General features: G+C 60.5%; 15 protein-coding genes. 6 read left to right on the forward strand and 9 right to left on the reverse strand.

The window, feature by feature from the left end; translation table 11 throughout:
- Positions 1-8: 8 nt before the first annotated feature.
- The 3 genes from K290_RS0116015 to K290_RS0116025 are packed head-to-tail and all read left to right on the forward strand — an operon-like array spanning position 9 to position 2153.
- Complete coding sequence (locus K290_RS0116015; RefSeq protein ID WP_028752864.1) at positions 9-272, forward strand: antitoxin; 264 nt, start codon at positions 9-11, stop codon at positions 270-272.
- Positions 272-670, forward strand: a complete 399-nt coding sequence (locus K290_RS0116020; RefSeq protein ID WP_028752865.1) for a type II toxin-antitoxin system VapC family toxin — start codon at positions 272-274, stop codon at positions 668-670. The genes K290_RS0116015 and K290_RS0116020 overlap by 1 nt, the downstream gene beginning before the upstream one ends.
- A gap of 28 nt (positions 671-698) precedes the next feature.
- Positions 699-2153, forward strand: coding sequence for a glutamate synthase subunit beta (locus K290_RS0116025; RefSeq protein WP_028752866.1), 1455 nt, complete (start codon positions 699-701; stop codon positions 2151-2153).
- A gap of 55 nt (positions 2154-2208) precedes the next feature.
- Here K290_RS0116025 and K290_RS34400 read toward each other — a convergent pair whose 3' ends face one another.
- The 3 genes from K290_RS34400 to K290_RS0116040 all read right to left on the reverse strand — a co-directional run bounded on the left by K290_RS34400 (position 2209) and on the right by K290_RS0116040 (position 5825).
- Positions 2209-3294, reverse strand: a complete 1086-nt coding sequence (locus tag K290_RS34400; RefSeq protein ID WP_051264110.1) for a serine hydrolase domain-containing protein — start codon at positions 3292-3294, stop codon at positions 2209-2211.
- 35 nt (positions 3295-3329) lie between these two features.
- Positions 3330-4514, reverse strand: coding sequence for an SGNH/GDSL hydrolase family protein (locus K290_RS0116035; RefSeq protein WP_154668619.1), 1185 nt, complete (start codon positions 4512-4514; stop codon positions 3330-3332).
- An 87-nt stretch (positions 4515-4601) separates the two neighbouring features.
- Positions 4602-5825 carry a lytic murein transglycosylase gene (locus K290_RS0116040; protein ID WP_028752868.1) on the reverse strand — a complete coding sequence of 408 codons (1224 nt, stop codon included), beginning with the start codon at positions 5823-5825 and terminating at the stop codon, positions 4602-4604.
- Positions 5826-6031: 206 nt separating this feature from the next.
- On the opposite strand from K290_RS0116040, the gene galU reads away from it, so the two are divergent.
- A complete protein-coding gene (gene galU, locus K290_RS0116045; protein WP_028752869.1) occupies positions 6032-6922 on the forward strand; it encodes a UTP--glucose-1-phosphate uridylyltransferase GalU in 891 nt (296 codons plus the stop codon).
- A 53-nt stretch (positions 6923-6975) separates the two neighbouring features.
- On the opposite strand, the gene K290_RS0116050 is transcribed toward galU, so the two are convergent.
- Entirely contained in the window at positions 6976-8502 is a 1527-nt protein-coding gene (locus K290_RS0116050) for an outer membrane beta-barrel protein (RefSeq protein WP_028752870.1), read from the reverse strand.
- A 196-nt stretch (positions 8503-8698) separates the two neighbouring features.
- Between K290_RS0116050 and K290_RS0116055 the strand changes: the two genes are divergently transcribed.
- On the forward strand, positions 8699-9694 hold the full coding sequence (locus K290_RS0116055) for a KpsF/GutQ family sugar-phosphate isomerase (RefSeq protein ID WP_028752871.1): 996 nt from the start codon (positions 8699-8701) through the stop codon (positions 9692-9694).
- Here the strand turns inward: K290_RS0116055 and K290_RS0116060 are convergent, their stop codons facing one another.
- Entirely contained in the window at positions 9695-10153 is a 459-nt protein-coding gene (locus tag K290_RS0116060) for an NfeD family protein (protein ID WP_028752872.1), read from the reverse strand.
- A gap of 2 nt (positions 10154-10155) precedes the next feature.
- Entirely contained in the window at positions 10156-11169 is a 1014-nt protein-coding gene (locus K290_RS0116065; protein WP_028752873.1) for an SPFH domain-containing protein, read from the reverse strand.
- 353 nt (positions 11170-11522) lie between these two features.
- On the opposite strand from K290_RS0116065, the gene K290_RS0116070 reads away from it, so the two are divergent.
- The gene (locus K290_RS0116070; protein ID WP_028752874.1) at positions 11523-12431 is read left to right on the forward strand and encodes a S1C family serine protease; all 909 of its coding nucleotides are present in this window, start codon (positions 11523-11525) and stop codon (positions 12429-12431) included.
- Positions 12432-12485: 54 nt separating this feature from the next.
- On the opposite strand, the gene hemH is transcribed toward K290_RS0116070, so the two are convergent.
- The 3 genes from hemH to K290_RS0116085 form a co-directional block, all read right to left on the reverse strand.
- On the reverse strand, positions 12486-13511 hold the full coding sequence (gene hemH, locus K290_RS0116075) for a ferrochelatase (protein ID WP_028752875.1): 1026 nt from the start codon (positions 13509-13511) through the stop codon (positions 12486-12488).
- A 97-nt stretch (positions 13512-13608) separates the two neighbouring features.
- Entirely contained in the window at positions 13609-16065 is a 2457-nt protein-coding gene (locus tag K290_RS0116080) for a 5'-nucleotidase C-terminal domain-containing protein (protein ID WP_028752876.1), read from the reverse strand.
- Positions 16066-16214: 149 nt separating this feature from the next.
- A complete protein-coding gene (locus K290_RS0116085; protein WP_028752877.1) occupies positions 16215-16535 on the reverse strand; it encodes a hypothetical protein in 321 nt (106 codons plus the stop codon).
- Positions 16536-16546 lie beyond the last annotated feature (11 nt).

Genomic DNA, 16546 nt, shown 5'->3' on the forward strand with positions numbered 1-16546 from the left:
AGGCGCCTATGAACGAGCACTCACAGGTCATCAAAATTGCCCAGGTTTTCAACAATGGCCGGAGCCGAGCGATTAGGATTCCGAAGGAGTTCGAATTCGATGCGGATCAAGTTGAGATTCGTATGGATGAAGATGGCGATCTGATTGTTCATCCGGTGAAACGCAGAACTTTGCTGGAAGTTTTGGCGAGCTTAGAACCGCTGCCGCCAGAAGATTGGATGCCTGAGCTCAACGACGACGACTTGCCGCCGTTGAAAGATGTGAATTTCTAATGTTTTACCTGCTTGACACAAATATCCTCTCACGTCTTTCCAATGACCCACATGGTCATGTTAGCCGAAAGATCGCTGAGCTCGACGTCGATGATGTGATTACGAGTGTCATTGTTGCTGGTGAAGTTGAGTTTGGTTTGGAGTCGAAAGGGTCTGAAAGGTTACGCCTGAATATGGAGGCGATCTTACAGGCCATCAGAGTGATGCCTTTGGAGAATTCGGTCTATCGTCATTACGGATGGCTGCGGGCGGATCTCAAAAGGAAAGGTACTCCTATTGGTCCGAACGATCTTTGGATCGCTGCCCACGCCCTAGCGCTGGATGCGGTGCTGGTGACGGACAATGAGGGTGAATTCTCCCGCGTGCCGGGATTGAAGGTGGAAAACTGGCTGCGTTAGTAGCGTTTTGATGAATAGGGACGAAAGCATGGGCAAGGTAACAGGCTTCTTGGAAATCGACCGGCAGGTTGGCAAGTATCAGCCGGCGTCTGATCGCATCCGGCATTTCCGCGAATTCACGATCCCCATGTCGGACCAGGAAGTCCAGAAACAGGCCGCGCGTTGCATGGACTGTGGCATTCCCTATTGCCACGGCCCGACCGGCTGCCCGGTTCACAACCAGATTCCGGACTGGAACGACCTCGTCTACAACAACAATTGGGAAGAGGCGATCCGCAACCTGCATTCGACCAATAACTTCCCGGAATTCACCGGCCGCGTCTGCCCCGCGCCTTGCGAGGAAGCCTGCACGCTGAACCTCGAGGACGCGCCGGTTGCGATCAAGACGGTCGAACAGGCGATTGCCGATAAGGCCTATGAACTCGGCTTCATCCGTCCGGAGCCGGCAACGGTCCATACGGGCAAGAAGGTCGCCGTCATCGGCTCCGGCCCCGCCGGCATGGCAGCCGCTCAGCAGCTTGGCCGCGCCGGCCATGAAGTCCATGTCTATGAGCGCGAGACGAAGCCCGGCGGGCTGCTGCGCTACGGCATTCCGGACTTCAAGATGGAGAAGAACTTCATCGACCGCCGCGTCGAGCAGATGAAGGGCGAAGGCGTGACCTTCCATTGCGGCGTCAACGTCGGCGTCGACGTCAAGGTCGAGCAGCTTCTGGCGGACTATGATGCTGTGCTCTATTGCGGCGGCTCGGAAACTCCGCGCGAAGCCGGCATTCCCGGCACGACGCTCGCCGGCGTTCATGACGCCATGCCCTATCTCGTGCAGCAGAATCGCCGCGTTGGCCGCGAAAACATCGACAGCATCGGCTGGCCGTCCGACCCGATCCTGGCGGGTGGCAAGCATATTGTCGTCGTCGGTGGCGGCGATACGGCATCCGACTGCGTCGGCACCGCTTTCCGCCAGGGCGCCGTCAAGGTGACCCAGCTCGACATCCGCCCGCAGCCGCCGGAAAAGGAAGACAAGCTTGCCGTCTGGCCCTTCTGGGCGACGAAGATGCGCACCTCCTCCTCCCAAGCCGAGGGCGCTGTGCGCGAATTCCAGGTGGCAACGCTCGAGTTCATAGGCGAAGACGGTGTGCTGACTGGCGTAAAGTGCTGCGAAGTCGATGAGCGCCGCAAGCCGATCGCCGGCACGGAATTCGTCATCCGTGCCGATCTCGCCTTCATCGCCATCGGCTTCCGCGGCCCGTTCACCGATAGCGTGCTGAAGGAACTCGACGGCAAGCTGACGCTCAACACCGACAAGCGCGGCTCGACCAATGTCGTTGCCGACGACAAGGGCTACAAGACGTCCGTCGACAAGCTCTGGACCGCCGGCGACGTCCGCCGCGGCCAGTCCCTGGTCGTCTGGGCCATCCGCGAAGGCCGCCAGGCCGCCCGCGCAATCGACGAGGCCCTGATGGGGTCAACGGTGCTGCCGCGGTAAAAGCTTCGGCATTATCGAAGGTCAAGAAAGGCTCTGCTTCGGCGGAGCCTTTCTTTCAGCGGTTCGTTACAGCAGGAAGCAGGAAGCGCCGGAGAAACGTATCTCCGACAGCCGGTTGCAGTATGGGATTATCATACAATCCTGCCAGTACGACAGCCGTCATGTCCAAGCTCGGAATGACATAGAGTCTTTGTCCTCCCCAACCAACGGCTGCAGTCCAGCCAATCTCCTGCCGGTCTATCAACGAGCGTCCGAGCCACCATTGGAACCCGTAGAAATATAAGCCTTCTCCCTGTATTTGCGGTGACGTGGCTAGGTCGATCCAGGCTGATGAGAGAATCCTGATGTTGTTCCAGGCGCCCTTGTTCAACACAAGTTGGCCGATCTTGGCGACGTCGCGGGGCCGCATACGCAAACCGGACGTAACGTTGGCTGTTCCGTCCGGGTAGTAAACCCATTCCACGTCATCGATGCCAAGGGGATCGAAGAGGTATTCCTTGGCAAGCTGATCCGGCGGTCGCCCCGATGCCCTGTGCAAAATGGCGCCGAGCAGCGCGGTCAATCCGCCGTTGTAGTTGTAGGCAACGCCTGCCGGCCTGGCGATTGGCTGTTCCAGAACATAGCGGTGCAGGTCAGCAGCCTCCATCATCCGGCGCTCGCTGTTGGCTGGATTGCTGTACGGAAGGTCCTCGCTCCAAGCAAAACCAGCGGACATTGTAAGCAGGTGGCGAAGCGTTATCCTATCCTTTTCCGGCGTGCGGAGATCGCTGTGATCAGGAAAGAAGGAGAAAACCGGCACGTCGAGGTCGGCAATCCAGCCATTTTCGACGGCGATGCCGACAAGCATAGAGGTGATGCTTTTGGTGATTGAGCGAAGATCGTGTCTGAGTCCCGCATGGTAGGCGACGCGGCCAAGCGGAGTCGCCCATGCCCGGTCCTCCCCCGTGAAATATCGCTCGTAGATCAGTTTGCCGTGGCGGGCGATCAGGATGGCATGGGCATTTGCCGCCGTCCATGCCTCGAAATGTGGGCCGATGGTTCGTAGTCTTTCCGTGTCGAAATCATGGTCCTCAGGAATAGATAACGCCCATCCGTTTGCAGATACTTCCGGCAGGCCAAGGTCTTCGTGCGATTCCAGCATGCGAATTGCCCTTGTTATGTTGTACCCGATGGTGATCAGGGAGCAGTTGTAGCAGTCGGCAGCCGATAATCGTCGACGCGTCCGGTCGGCGCCGGGGCCATTTGGCCTTTCTTGACCAGGAGGTCGCGAGGAGACTCGGTGACGGAAGCGCGGGCGGGGGCGCCGCCGAGAAGCTGTGCACCGCCGTCGAGATTGGGATCAGAGAGGCTTACCGGTTGGGTGCGGGTGATCTTTTCCAACTCCGACGGCGGCAGGTTGACCTGTTCGGCAGGCAGTTGATTGCCGGTGTCGAGGCGGATGATATCCGGGCTTGCCTGATCGCCGAGCAGGCGGCGCGTCGGTTTTTCGACGTAGAAGGCGACCTTGCGTTTTCCTGCTGCCGTGAGATTGACGCCGTCGGAAGTTCTGAGCCGCACCTGCTGGCCGTTGATGTCCGAGCCGGTGATGATGAACTCGCCGTTCTCGTCGGTGAAGCCGTCCCAGATATCGATGAACTCGCCGCCGATACTTTCGACCTGGCTTTGATAGACTTGGTTGAGTTTCACGGCATCGGCCGTCATTTGGCTTGAGCCGAAGGGTGGCAGGCCGACCCAGAGCAGGGGGATATGGCGGCTCGTCACCAGCTTGCCGAACTGCTGCACCCGTTCCTCATAGGCGAGGTACCATGGGTCGGTGCCGAATTTTTCATTAAGCCCGTCACCCGTCATCTGCTGGCGGTCGTTGGCGCCGATCATGACGACGACCATGGCCGGCTTCAATTGATCCATCATCGTGGGCAATTGTTGCGGCCAGTTGTAATAATCCTGCCGCACGAGGCCGGAGGCGACGGTGCTGCGCGTCTGCACGACGACGCCGGGCGAGGTGGAAAAGGCACTGCCGAGCCCGTCGCCAAGGCCGCCGGCCAGAAAATCGCCTACGACGAGGATCGTTTTGGCATCGGGCAGTTTCTGAATTTCCGGCGGCGTATCCGGCTGGGCCACCACGACCTGCCGCTGCGGCGGAGCGGTTCTTTTGCGCGGCCGCATGGTGCGTCTCGGCGCAGGCTGCTCGGGAAGATCAGGTTCCGACCTGCCGAACAGCATGTCAAGCAATGTCTTGCGCGGCCGCTCCTGCGCTTCGGCCGCCGTCAGCAGGAAGACAAACGCGAGGCAGGCTGCAAGAAGCGAGGTGAGGATCGCTTTTGCGGCAATTATGGACGCGCGGGCAGGTCGGTTTTTCATCGGGCTCTTTTCCGCTCGCTGCGCCATGGTCGCATGAAAGCGGCGCCGCCGTCTAGCGAATCCAAGGCTCATCGCGACCGCAGCAACCTATTTGCGCAGGGCGTTCAACAGGTTCATCGAGGGCTCGCCGTCGGCGCTCATGCCGAAACGCTGCTGAACGGCAGCAATGGCGGCCTTGGAACCGGAGCCGAAATTGCCGTCGACAACGCCGTCGTAATAGCCGAGCTCCTTCAGCCGGGTCTGCAGCTCGAATTTCTGCTTCACATCCAGCGTGCCGCTCGGGCGCGGCCAGGATTGCTGCATGCCGCCATAGCCGCCGATCTGATCGGCGAGCAGGCCAACGGCGAGCGCATAGCTGTCCGAGGCATTGTAGCGCTTGATGGTGAAAAAGTTGCCGGCCATCAGGAAGCCGGGGCCGTCAGCTCCGCCCGGCATTTTCAGTTGGGCGCGGTCGGAAGTGAGGCGGAAACCCTTGCCGTTCGGGCGCACGAAACCCATGGCAGCCCATTGCGCGATCGTGTGGGTTTTGCCGGCCTGCGCCGCGCCGCCCGGCGGTACGGTCACTTCATAGCCCCAGGTGCGTCCGGTGCTCCAGCCATTCTTTGCCAGCAGATTGGCGGTCGTTGCCAGCGCATCGGGAATGGAGTTCCAGATGTCGGCATGACCGTTGCCATCGGCGTCGACCGCATAGAGCAGGTAGCTGGTCGGGATGAACTGCGTATGGCCCATGGCGCCGGCCCAGGAGCCGTTGAGCTCGTCGCGCGGCACATCGCCGCTTTGCAGGATCTTCAGCGCTGCGATCAACTGCTTCTTGGCATAGCCGGAACGCTTCGGATCGGCATAGGCGAGGGTCGCCAGCGCGCGCGGCACGTAGTGCAGCTTCTCGTCCTTTGCGAGTACGGCACCGTAATTCGATTCCATCGACCAGATCGCCAGGATGATATTGCGATCAACGCCGAAATGCTGTTCAAGAGAACGGAGTGTGGAACCGTATTTGGCCGCCATCTTCCGGCCAACATCAACGGTATAGGGATTGACGCGGGAATCCAGATAATCCCAGATCTGGGATTTGAATTCCGGTTGGTACTGAGCTTTTTCGAGGACCGTGGGGTCGGGGTCCGTTACGCCGGCAAATGCTTTGCGATAGGTTGACTGCGTGATGCCGCTTTTGGCTGCGGTATCATAGAAGCCCGCGATCCATTTCTGGAACCCAGGGTCCGCATTGGCGTTAATGGGAGTTAGTCCCGCAAAGGCACCGAGCGCGAGCGCCAAAGCGAGACCACGAAGGGAGTGTTTGCGGTTTGGGGTCATCAACAGCCGTGTCCATCGATAGTTGGATTTCGGGTGCGGCGATGCCCATGGCATTCGCCCAAGCGTGACACTACAGGAACGAAGTCAACAAATTCTTTACCATGGAAGCTGGGGTCAGTCATCATTTGCAAAACAGTAGCAAATTTATACTACTGACCCTCCGTATAGCTTTTGGCGCAAGCGGCGTAATTCCCCAGGAGGTATGAGTGGGACAGCATAAGAAGGTTCGTAAGGCAGTATTTCCGGTCGCCGGACTTGGGACGCGGTTCTTGCCGGCGACCAAGGCGGTGCCGAAGGAGATGCTGACCGTCGTGGACAAGCCGGTCATCCAGTACGTCGTCGATGAGGCGATGGAAGCCGGCATCGAGCATTTCGTGTTCGTGACCGGCCGTAGCAAGCACGTCATCGAGGACTATTTCGACATTCAGTTCGAACTCGAGCAGACGTTGCGCCAGCGTAACAAGAATGCCGAACTGTCGCTGCTGAACGGCCTGCTGCCGAAGGCGGGCACGGCGAGCTTCACGCGCCAGCAGGAGCCGCTCGGCCTCGGTCATGCGGTGTGGTGCGCCCGCGAGATCGTTGGCGACGAACCCTTTGCGCTGCTGCTGCCCGACATGGTCATGCGTGCCGAAAAGGGCTGTATGAAGGGCATGATCGAGCTTTACGAGCATAGCGGCGGCAACGTCATCGCCGTCGAGGAATGCGCTCCGGACCAGACCCATAAATACGGTATTGTCGGCGTCGGTGAGACCATCGGGAGCGGCTTCCGCATCACCGAAATGGTGGAAAAGCCGGCCAAGGGCACGGCTCCGTCGAACTTCTTCATCAATGGCCGCTACATCCTGCAGCCGGAGATCTTCCATATTTTGGAAAGCCAGGAGCGCGGTGCGGGTAACGAGATTCAGTTGACGGACGGCATGCTGAAGCTCGCCCAGCAGCAGGATTTCGCCGGCTATCACTTCCGCGGCCAGACCTTCGACTGTGGCGCCAAGGATGGCTTCATCCTCGCCAATGTCGCCTTTGCACTTGCCCGTGCGGACATCCGTCCGACGATCGAGGACGGGTTCAAAGCGCTCGTCGAGGCGCTGAAGTCGTAAAAAGATCAAAAGTACCCTCTCCCCGCGCATGCGGGGCGAGGGAGCGACTGGGATTACCTCTTCACCGTCAAGCCCACGCCCGCCTGGATCTGCCGCGTATCGTCGCCCGTTCTTCTCGACGTCAGTTGGTAGCCGACGTTGCTCGTCAGATCGAGATAGCGATTGATGCCCCAGGTGAGGCCGAGCGCTGCGTCATATTCAGTTTCATCGGAGATGGTGCTGCCGGAAGGATAGTCTCGCCAGATCGTGCCGCCTGTCACCTTGGCGGTGAGATCGTCGCGCAGTTCCTGGCTCAACGTGCTCGTCAACTGATAGGCGGTATAGCCGCTTTCGCCCGCCGTCGTGGAGGGTTGGACAGTTGTCGAAAGGCCGATGCTGACATCGGTGCCGCGCTGCGGCGACCAGGCGAGATTGCCGTCGACGGTCGGCGAATCGATTGAAGCGAGACGCGAATCGTCGAATTCCGTGTGCTGATAGCCGAAGCCCAACTCGCCCTTCATCTTGTCGCCGAGATCGAACTCGACGCCCGCCTTGCCGCCGTAGCTCTGGTTCGAGCGGGCGTAGCCGTTGCTGTCGTGCGACTGGTCGTAGAAGGTGCGGCCGAGATCTGCCTCAAGGAAGGGGATGAGCACAGGTGAAAGCTCGTAGCCGAGTCGCCCGCGCCAGGTGCCGGCGGTCTGGTTGCGGTCGCTGAGCGTCACCTGTGTGCCGTCCGACAGGGTGGCGTCGGAATAGACGGTGCGGGTCAGCCCCAGGGCTGTCGTGCCGCGCAGCAGGCCGAAATCGCGTTCCAGCGACCCGCCGGCGTTGAATTGGTTGACAGCCGACTGCTTCGAGGCACCGGCAATGGCGTTGGGATCGCTGGTGTCTTCGCGGAAGAACTGATAACCGGCGGTGATGTGCGCGGTGGTATCGGCGGGAAGATCGAGGCGCAGATCGGCGTTGATATTGACATTCGGCTGTTCGGCGCCGCTGCCGCTCAGGTTTTTCTGCCAGACGCCTTCGCCGGTGACGGTCAGCGCATGGCGGTCCCAATCCGACGTCAAGGTGCTGCGCAGATCGGTTTGCAGGAAGCTGCGGTCGTCATTGGTCGAGCCGGTGCGGTTGCGCTCGACATTGATGGACTGGTTGACGGAAGGGCGGAGGGTGAAGGTGCCGAGCGGTATGCCCTGCACATCCTCTCGATCCGGATGCTGCCGCGCCCTCAGATCATCGACACTGGTCTCGCGCAGATTGACGCGGCGCAGATCATCATCCAGCGTGGAGCCCGTCGTCGTCGGATCGATGCCGCCGAGCCAGAGGCGAGTGCTGGACGATGTATCCGTTGCCGTCTGATTCGCGGCTTTGGTCGTCTTGGATTTCGAGGATGTCGTGGCCGTCGCATCCGAACCGGGCAGATCCAAACTGTCGGTGTCGGTCGATGTCGCCGCCAGATCCGTGCTGGAGCTCTGGCTGGCGGTGAGCGATTGCGCTTGAACCGGCATAGGCATGGCGAGTGCAACCCAGCCCAGCAGAGCGGATGCCGCGCATGCCGTCAGCCGGAGGGAGCCACCACCCGCCTTGTTCTTGCCGATGTTCATTTGATTTATGTCTGACCTTACTCGAAATGCTTTAAATCGTTACCCAAGCGTAAAGGCCCATGGTTAACGCTTCCTTGCCAGCCGACTACAAGGAGTCATGGTGACGGAACTGGCGCTGATGATGCGACGACCCATCTCCGCTGCACAAAATCGATCTCGGGTGGACAGAAATAAAGAAAAGCGTTAGGCCTCGCTCATGAACAAGAGAGCTGTAAGACTCATCGAGAACGGTGCGATCGAATCCGCAATGCGAACGATCGAGACCGAGAGACTGGGCATGGAGGCGCTCGAACGCGCACTCACCAATGGTCTGGCCGAGCCCTTCAGCCGCGCGGTGGAGATTATCGGCGACATCAGCGGCCGCGTCGTCATCACCGGTGTCGGCAAGAGCGGCCATATCGGCAATAAGCTCGCTGCAAGTCTGGCTTCCACCGGAACACCGGCTTTCTTCGTGCATCCGGTCGAAGCCAATCACGGCGATCTCGGCATGATCACGCAGGATGACGTCATCATCGCCATCTCCTGGGGCGGCGAAAGTGCCGAGCTGCGCGGCATTATCAGCTATTCCCGCCGTTTCTCGATCCCGATGATCGCCATCACGGCCGGCGAGACCTCTACGCTTGCGCGCGAGTCGGATGTGGTGCTGTTGCTCCCCAAGGAGCAGGAAGCTTGCCCGCATGGGCTGGCGCCGACGACATCGACGCTGCTGCAGCTTGCCATCGGCGATGCGCTTACCGTAGCGCTCTTGGAGGCACGCGGCTTCACGGCCGAGGATTTCCGCACCTTCCATCCGGGCGGCAAGCTGGGCGCCAGCCTCTCCCATGTCGCCGATATCATGCACAAGGGCGACCGTGTGCCTCTGGTTAGCCTTGGCACCGGCATGCCGGAAGCGGCGATGACGCTCTCGAAAATGCGTTTCGGCTGCGTCGGCGTAATCGATGATGACGGTTGTCTCTGCGGCATCGTCACCGATGGCGATATCGCTCGTAATCTCGGTACCAGCCTTGCGGAGATGCGGGTGGACGAGGTGATGACGCGCAATCCGAAGACGGTCAAGGAAACGACGCTGGCGACCGGCGCGATGGCGGTGCTGAACCGCCACAATATTTCGGCGCTGATCGTCGTCGACGATGCCCGGCGGCCTGTCGGCATCGTCCATTTCCACGATCTGCTGCGGATCGGTGTCGCCTGATCAAGCCATTTCGACGGTCAGATCACGCCCGTTGCTGGCGACGACCTTGACGCGGGTTCCGGCGGGCAGGTCCGGCCCCATTACCGTCCAATAGGTATCGTCGAGGCGGATTCGACCGCGGCCTTCGGTGATCGGTTCTTTGAGCGTTGCCGTACGGCCGACCAGGCTTGCGCCGCGCTGGTTGAGGAAGGGTTCGTCCGTTATCTGCCTGTTGTTATAGACATAGCGGCGGCCGAGCAGGGCGACGATGATGGCGAACGCCCCGAAGATCAGCAGTTGCACCTGCCAGATCCAGAAGGTGCTGTCCCAAAATGCCAGCGAGAGCGCGCCGACGATGACGGCCGCAAGGCCGATCCAGACCAGGAAGAAACCGGGTGCAATGAGTTCGGCAGCCAGAAGCACGAATCCGGCTACCCACCAACTCCATGGCCCAAGTTCGCCAATGAGATTGTCGAGCATGCTTAGCTCTCCCGCGGCGGCGGATTGATGGAGGGGGTCGAGCGCGTTGCGCCCGCACGCGGACGCGACGACTGCGAAGGCATACTGCCGTCATTGCTTTCGCCGAAGACCTCGCGGGCGATAGCGCCGATACCGCCGAGCGAACCGATGAGCGAAGCGGCTTCCATGGGCATCAGCACGATCTTGGAATTACCGGCTGTGCCGATGGATGCGAGTGCCTCCGTATATTTCTGCGCAACGAAATAGTTGATGGCGTGGATGTCGCCTGCAGCAATCGCTTCCGACACCATACGTGTCGCCTTGGCTTCCGCTTCGGCCAGGCGTTCGCGCGCCTCCGCATTGCGGAAAGCTGCCTCGCGCTGACCTTCCGCCTGCAGCACCGCAGCCTGTTTGGAGCCCTCGGCCCGCAGGATCTGCGCGTTGCGCATGCCTTCCGCCTCAAGCACCTGGGCGCGTTTTTCGCGCTCGGCCTTCATCTGCCGCGCCATCGCGTCGACCAGATCCTTTGGCGGCTGTATGTCCTTGATCTCGACACGAGTGACCTTGATGCCCCAGGGGTGCACCGCATCGTCAACGACGCGCAGCAATCGGTCGTTGATGGCGTCACGGTTGGAAAGCAGTTCATCCAGGTCCATCGAGCCCATGACGGAGCGGATATTGGTCATGGTCAGATTCTGAATGGCATTTTCGAGATTGGTCACCTGGTAAGCGGCCTGCGCGGCGTTTAGCACCTGATAGAAGGCGACGGCGTCCGCAGCGATGCTCGCATTGTCCTTTGTGATGACCTCCTGGGTCGGGACGACAAGCACCTGCTCCATGACATTCATGCGTGCGCCAACAGACTCAATGAAGGGTACGATCAGATTGAGCCCCGGCTCGAGTGTGCGCGTGTAACGTCCAAAGCGTTGGATCGTATAGCGATATCCCTGTGCCACGGTCTTGATGCCGGCAAACAGCACGAGGATGACCAAAATTACAAAAGCGACCACGACGATGCTGAAACCACCGACGACCATAAAATCCTCCATCGACGCTCCCGCACGATGCAGGTTTGCGTCACTTCGAAACACTGCCGCCATGCCTGCGCATTCGGGCGAACAAGCGACGCAGCAGATCAATCAGATGTGGTGGGTTAGCATGTTCCCGGCAAGGGCGGAATGGGCCGCGCCATCCAACCTTTCGCTCCGCTCCGCAGCGCGAAAACTCGCGTTTCCGGACCGTATTGATGGTCCCGGCGCTCCCCTCAATCTCGCTCCAAGGCCTTGCACCTGACCACACATGTTCATACCTTAAGGAGAGGAAAAATATCCGGTTTCTGCCGCCGTGCGGCCCTTTGAGCCATGGCATGGCGCTACACCAGGGTGAGATGATGAATATCGATAGAACTTTGCGGTCAATCGTGGCCGTGCATGCTTCAATTCCGGAAGATGCCTTTACGGCTGGGGCATTGGGAATCCGGCGGGAAGGCAGCGGTGTGGTCATCAGGGACAACGGGCTGGTGGTCACGATCGGCTATCTGATCACCGAAGCGGAAGAGGTCTGGCTGACGACCAATGAAGGCCATGTGGTCCCCGCTCATGCGCTTGCCTATGATCAGGAGACCGGTTTCGGTCTGGTCCAGGCGCTTGGTTCGCTTGGCGTGCCCGCACTGGAATTTGGTAATGCTGCGAGGGCTGCGATTGGTGATCCTGTGGTGATTGCCGACGGAATCGGCCAGTTCGTTCGGGCAAACATCGTGGCCAAGCAGGAATTCGCCGGCTATTGGGAATATCTGCTGGAGGAGGCGATCTTCGTGGCGCCCGCCCATCCTTCATGGGGAGGCGCCGCGCTCCTCGACGCCCACGGCAAGCTTTTGGGCATCGGCTCGCTTCACCTGCAGATGGCCTCCCAAAACCAAGAGACTGCCGATATCAACATGGTCGTGCCGATCGATTTGTTGCCGCCTATTCTCGATGATCTGCTCAATCGAGGCCAGGTCAACAAGCCGCCGCGGCCGTGGCTCGGCGCTTTCTCCGCCGAAAGCAATGGCGAGGTCGTGGTCATGAGCGTCGCGGAAGGGGGCCCGGCCGCTCAGGCGGGGCTGCAGCGAGGCGATGTCATTTCCGAGATCCGGGACGGCGAAGTCGATAGCCTGGCCGATTTTTACCGCAAGGTATGGGAAAGCGGCCCCGCCGGCTCAGAAATCCCGATGAGGATATTACGCAACGGGCGCGAAGCATGGCTGCGCGTGAAGTCGGCCGACCGCAGCAGCTTTCTCAGGAAGCCGCAACTGCAGTAGCGCACGGCCGTCGCGGCGCCCGGAACATCCGGCGCCTCAAGAGCATGGCGGGCGTCAAACCCAGCCCAGCAATTCCCGCCTCACCACCTTTTCCAGCACCCACATGCCGTCCTCGCTGTCGTTGAGGCACGGAATATGCGTGAACTTCTCGCCGCCATTGTGGTGGAAGGATTCGGCTGCCTGTTCGGCGATTTCCTCGAGCGTTTCCAGACAATCCGAGACGAAGCCGGGGTTGAGGACGGCGATGCGTTTCGTGCCTTCCTTGGCAAGGCGCTCCACCGTTTTGTCGGTATAGGGTTGCAGCCATTCCTCCGGTCCGAAGCGGGATTGAAAGGTTAGCATGAACCGGTCTTCGGACAGTCCGAGCTTTTCACGCAGCAACCGGCTGGTCTCGACGCATTGCCGATAATAGGGGTCACCCTTCTCGGAATAGGAAAGCGGGATGCCGTGGAATGAGGCCAGAATCTTCTCCGGTTGCCAGTCGAGCGTGGCGAGGTGCCGAGTGACGGAGTTCGCAAGCGCCTCGATATAGGTCGGATCGCTGTGATAGTCCGGAACGGTGCGCAATGCCGGTTGCCAGCGCATGGCCATCAGCTTTTCGAACGCCTTGTCATTGACGGTAGCGGTCGTGGCGGCCGCATATTGCGGATAAAGCGGGAACAGCAGGATACGGTTGCATCCCTGATCCTTCAGCACCTGAATGCGCTCGCCGATCGATGGCTTGCCGTAGCGCATGGCCCAATCGACGATCACGTCCGGTAGGTCCACCAGCCGCGTGGCCATCAAATCCGATTGGTTTCGCGTGTAGGTGCGCAGAAAACTTTCGTTCTTTTCTTTGTTCCAGATCGTCTCATAGGCCTTGCCGACTTTGCCGGGGCGGGTGTTGAGGACGATGCCGAACAGGATCGGATACCATTTCCACGGCGACCACTCGATAACGCGCTTGTCGGTCAGGAATTCGCGCAGATAGCGTCGCATCGACGTGTAGTCGGTGCCGTCAGGCGTGCCGAGATTGACGAGAAGGACGCCGATCTTGCCAGATTTTTGCTGCGATTGGCCGGCCGGGACTTCTGCGATCATCAATGGTGGTCCTCTCAACGAAACGGAGCACCTCACATAGGAACAAAAACCGGCCCGGGAAAGCCCGGACCGGCTGACTTTTTCGAGACAATCGGCGTTACTTGGCGGGAATCTTCAATTCGCGACCGACGGTGAGGTGGCGCGGCTTGAGATTGCGGTTGGCGGCCGCGAGTTTGCGCCATTCGCCGGCGTCGCCGTAATAGGTCTTTGCGAGATCCCAAAGCGTGTCGCCGGCGGCGATGACGTGGGAAGCCGGCGTTTTCGGCGGCTCGCTGGCCTGAGGCGCCGGTGCGGTGGTCTCCGGTGCCGTGGTTGGCGCGGCGGGAGCCGTTGTCGTCGGCGTGGGGGTTGTCGTTGCGGGAGCAGTCGTTGCCGGCGCCGTGGTCTCAGGCGTCGACGTGGCGGGCGCGATGGTAGCGGGAGCCGTTGTTACAGGAGCCGTGCTCGTCGTCGGCGGGGTCGCGGCAGGCGCTGTCGTCTGAGACGTGGACGTGTCTGGGGTCGTGGTGGTGCCGGGGGTTGAAGCAGCAGGCGCGGTCGTAGTTGGCGCGGGCGCCGTTGTGGCTGGAGCGTTGGTATCGGGCGCCGTTGTTGCGGGAGCAGTGTTCGTCGTCGGCGGGGTTGCGGCAGGCGCCGTCGTCTGAGACGTAGACGTGTCTGGGGTCGTGGTGGTGCCGGGTGTTGAAGCAGCAGGTGCGGTCGTGGTGGGCGCAGGCGTCGTTGTCGCCGGGGCGGTGGCGGCGGGCGCCGCCGTTGTTTGAGCGGCGGTCGTCTGAGATGTGGACGTGTCTGGGGTCGTGGTGGCAGTCGGGGTCGAAGCAGCAGGAGCCGTTGCAGAGGATGCTGCGCTTTTATCGGCTGCAGCCGGGGCGGGCTTCTGATCCGATGATGCTGCCTGTTGCGTTTCCGCCGGCTTGCCTGCCTCCGGTTGGGCCATGGCTGCGGTGCCGCCGACCTGCGTCACGCGGCCATCGGTATAGGGCTTGTAGGGCCTGTGCGATGCCAGGTAATCGGCGACGACTCCTTCCAGATCAGGGCCGAAGTCATAGGCATTCTTGCCGTCTTTAGCAAAGACGACGTAACCGTCTCCACCGGCGCGCATATAATTGTTGCTGACGACGCCATAGGTCTTGTTGGGATCGAGCGGCACGAACTCCGTGCCTTCCTGCACCGTGACGGAGACGATGCGGTCGCCGGGCGGCTTTGACTTGTCGAAGGTATATTTGAGACCAGCGACCTGCGGGAAACGGCCGGCGCCGTCGTCGATCTGGCTAAGGCCGTTCTCCAGTGCCGCCTTCAGGTCGGCACCCGTCAATTGGAAGGTGGCGATCGTATTCTGAAAAGGCAGCACGGTCAGCACGTCACCCATGGTCACGTCGCCGGCGCCGATCGAGGCACGCAAGCCGCCGCCGTTCTGGATGGCGATCGTGATGCCCTGGTTTTTCGTGCGGTCGAGCATGGCATCGGCGACGAGATTGCCCATGGAGCATTCCTGAACGCGGCAAATCTCGCGCGCGCCCTCGATCGGGGCTTGCGCAGAGCCAATGACTTTATGGCGCAGTTCGTCGATCGGCTTGGCCATTTCCTGGATACGGGCAGCGATTGCGGGGTCCGGTTTGATCGAAGAATCGAGGAGGATCGGATCGCCCTTGGCTTCCTTGACGACGCCGTTATCGTCGAAGGTGATGACAATGTCGCCGAGATATTTGCTGTAGGAGGCGGCCTGGACCACCGGAACCTTATAGCCCGCCGGATTGTCGACCATGGTCGGATAAGGGCCGGCCGCTTTCGGATCGGTATTCGACAGCAGCGTGTGCGAATGGCCGCCGACGACCACATCGACACCGGCGATCCTGGCGATCTGGGCAACATCGCGCGGATAGCCGACGTGGGTGAGCGCGATGATTTTGTTGACGCCCTGCGCCTTTAGCGCATCCACTTCGGCACTGATGGCGGCTGCATCGTCGGTGATTTTGACATGCGGACCGGGCGAGGAGAGTTCTGGCGTCTCGGCCGTGACCGCGCCGACGATACCGATTTTTTGGCCGCCGATATCGAGCACGATCGATTTCTTGATGCGATCACCAATTTTCGATTGGTCGTCCACGACGAGATTGGCGGTGACGACGGGGAATTGCGCCTTGTCGAGGAAGGCTGCGAGCGGGCCTTCGCCATCATCGAATTCGTGGTTGCCGACGGTCATGGTGTCGAGCTTCATATCGTTGAGAAATTCGACCTCGGCAGCCCCCTTGTAGGTCGTGTAGAATAGCGAGCCCTGGAAATTGTCGCCGGCATCGAGCAGCAGGACATTTTGGCCGGCAAGTGCGGCGCGACGCTGGTCGATCGCGGTTTTCAACCGCGCTGCGCCGCCAAAGCATTCATTCTTGCTTTCTTCTGCGGCAGAGCAGGTGGCGTCGAACTTGTTGATCGGTTCCACGCGCGAATGGAAGTCGTTGAAATGCAGAATGTTGAGCTGGTAATCCGCGAAGGCGGTGCTGGCGCTGAGCGCCAAGGCCGCGGCGGCCAAAAGACCCATACCAAAGGGCTTCGTCATCTCTTTCTCCTGTTGCTCACCATATCCGGCCCGCCCATGTCCCGCAGCGGTACCCCGCGTTGAATCTTTTCATCGCTGCGGAACGAGCGCAAGCAAAAGCTGTTGGGTTTATTAGGATTTTGCAAAACTACGGGAAAGAAGTCGTTACGTCAGGCGCAAGCTTCGATGGAGGCATCGCCATAGGATACCCGCACGGCGGCAATGAAATTCCAGCCGACGGCAAGAGTGACGAGCAGGCAGCAAAGTGCTGCAATGCGATGAAGGCGCCGGCTCCCATCGCGGTAAAGCAGGATCGTGCCGACAGCGTAGATCAGTATGGCGGGCAGGGCGATGATGACGACGCCAATCGGTCCGTCGCAATCGAGCGCCGTGATGCCCTGTGCCTTATAGCTGTTGGCAGGCAGAGCCGCCGCCAAGATGGCGAGCGGCAGCGCGGCGACGAGAACGAGATAGAGCGCCATTCTGTGCATGGCATGTTATC

This window comes from Rhizobium leucaenae USDA 9039 (assembly GCF_000426285.1).
In the GTDB taxonomy this organism is placed as follows: Bacteria; Pseudomonadota; Alphaproteobacteria; order Rhizobiales; family Rhizobiaceae; genus Rhizobium; species Rhizobium leucaenae.

What these genes read in the sequence shown, in the direction of transcription:
- K290_RS0116015 (WP_028752864.1), top strand. Translation starts at nt 9, where the DNA reads ATGAACGAGCACTCACAGGTCATCAAAATTGCCCAGGTTTTCAACAAT.
- K290_RS0116020 (WP_028752865.1), top strand. Translation starts at nt 272, where the DNA reads ATGTTTTACCTGCTTGACACAAATATCCTCTCACGTCTTTCCAATGAC.
- K290_RS0116025 (WP_028752866.1), top strand. Translation starts at nt 699, where the DNA reads ATGGGCAAGGTAACAGGCTTCTTGGAAATCGACCGGCAGGTTGGCAAG.
- K290_RS34400 (WP_051264110.1), bottom strand. Translation starts at nt 3,294, where the DNA reads ATGCTGGAATCGCACGAAGACCTTGGCCTGCCGGAAGTATCTGCAAAC.
- K290_RS0116035 (WP_154668619.1), bottom strand. Translation starts at nt 4,514, where the DNA reads ATGAAAAACCGACCTGCCCGCGCGTCCATAATTGCCGCAAAAGCGATC.
- K290_RS0116040 (WP_028752868.1), bottom strand. Translation starts at nt 5,825, where the DNA reads ATGACCCCAAACCGCAAACACTCCCTTCGTGGTCTCGCTTTGGCGCTC.
- K290_RS0116050 (WP_028752870.1), bottom strand. Translation starts at nt 8,502, where the DNA reads ATGAACATCGGCAAGAACAAGGCGGGTGGTGGCTCCCTCCGGCTGACG.
- K290_RS0116055 (WP_028752871.1), top strand. Translation starts at nt 8,699, where the DNA reads ATGAACAAGAGAGCTGTAAGACTCATCGAGAACGGTGCGATCGAATCC.
- K290_RS0116060 (WP_028752872.1), bottom strand. Translation starts at nt 10,153, where the DNA reads ATGCTCGACAATCTCATTGGCGAACTTGGGCCATGGAGTTGGTGGGTA.
- K290_RS0116065 (WP_028752873.1), bottom strand. Translation starts at nt 11,169, where the DNA reads ATGGTCGTCGGTGGTTTCAGCATCGTCGTGGTCGCTTTTGTAATTTTG.
- K290_RS0116070 (WP_028752874.1), top strand. Translation starts at nt 11,523, where the DNA reads ATGAATATCGATAGAACTTTGCGGTCAATCGTGGCCGTGCATGCTTCA.
- hemH (WP_028752875.1), bottom strand. Translation starts at nt 13,511, where the DNA reads ATGATCGCAGAAGTCCCGGCCGGCCAATCGCAGCAAAAATCTGGCAAG.
- K290_RS0116080 (WP_028752876.1), bottom strand. Translation starts at nt 16,065, where the DNA reads ATGACGAAGCCCTTTGGTATGGGTCTTTTGGCCGCCGCGGCCTTGGCG.
- K290_RS0116085 (WP_028752877.1), bottom strand. Translation starts at nt 16,535, where the DNA reads ATGCACAGAATGGCGCTCTATCTCGTTCTCGTCGCCGCGCTGCCGCTC.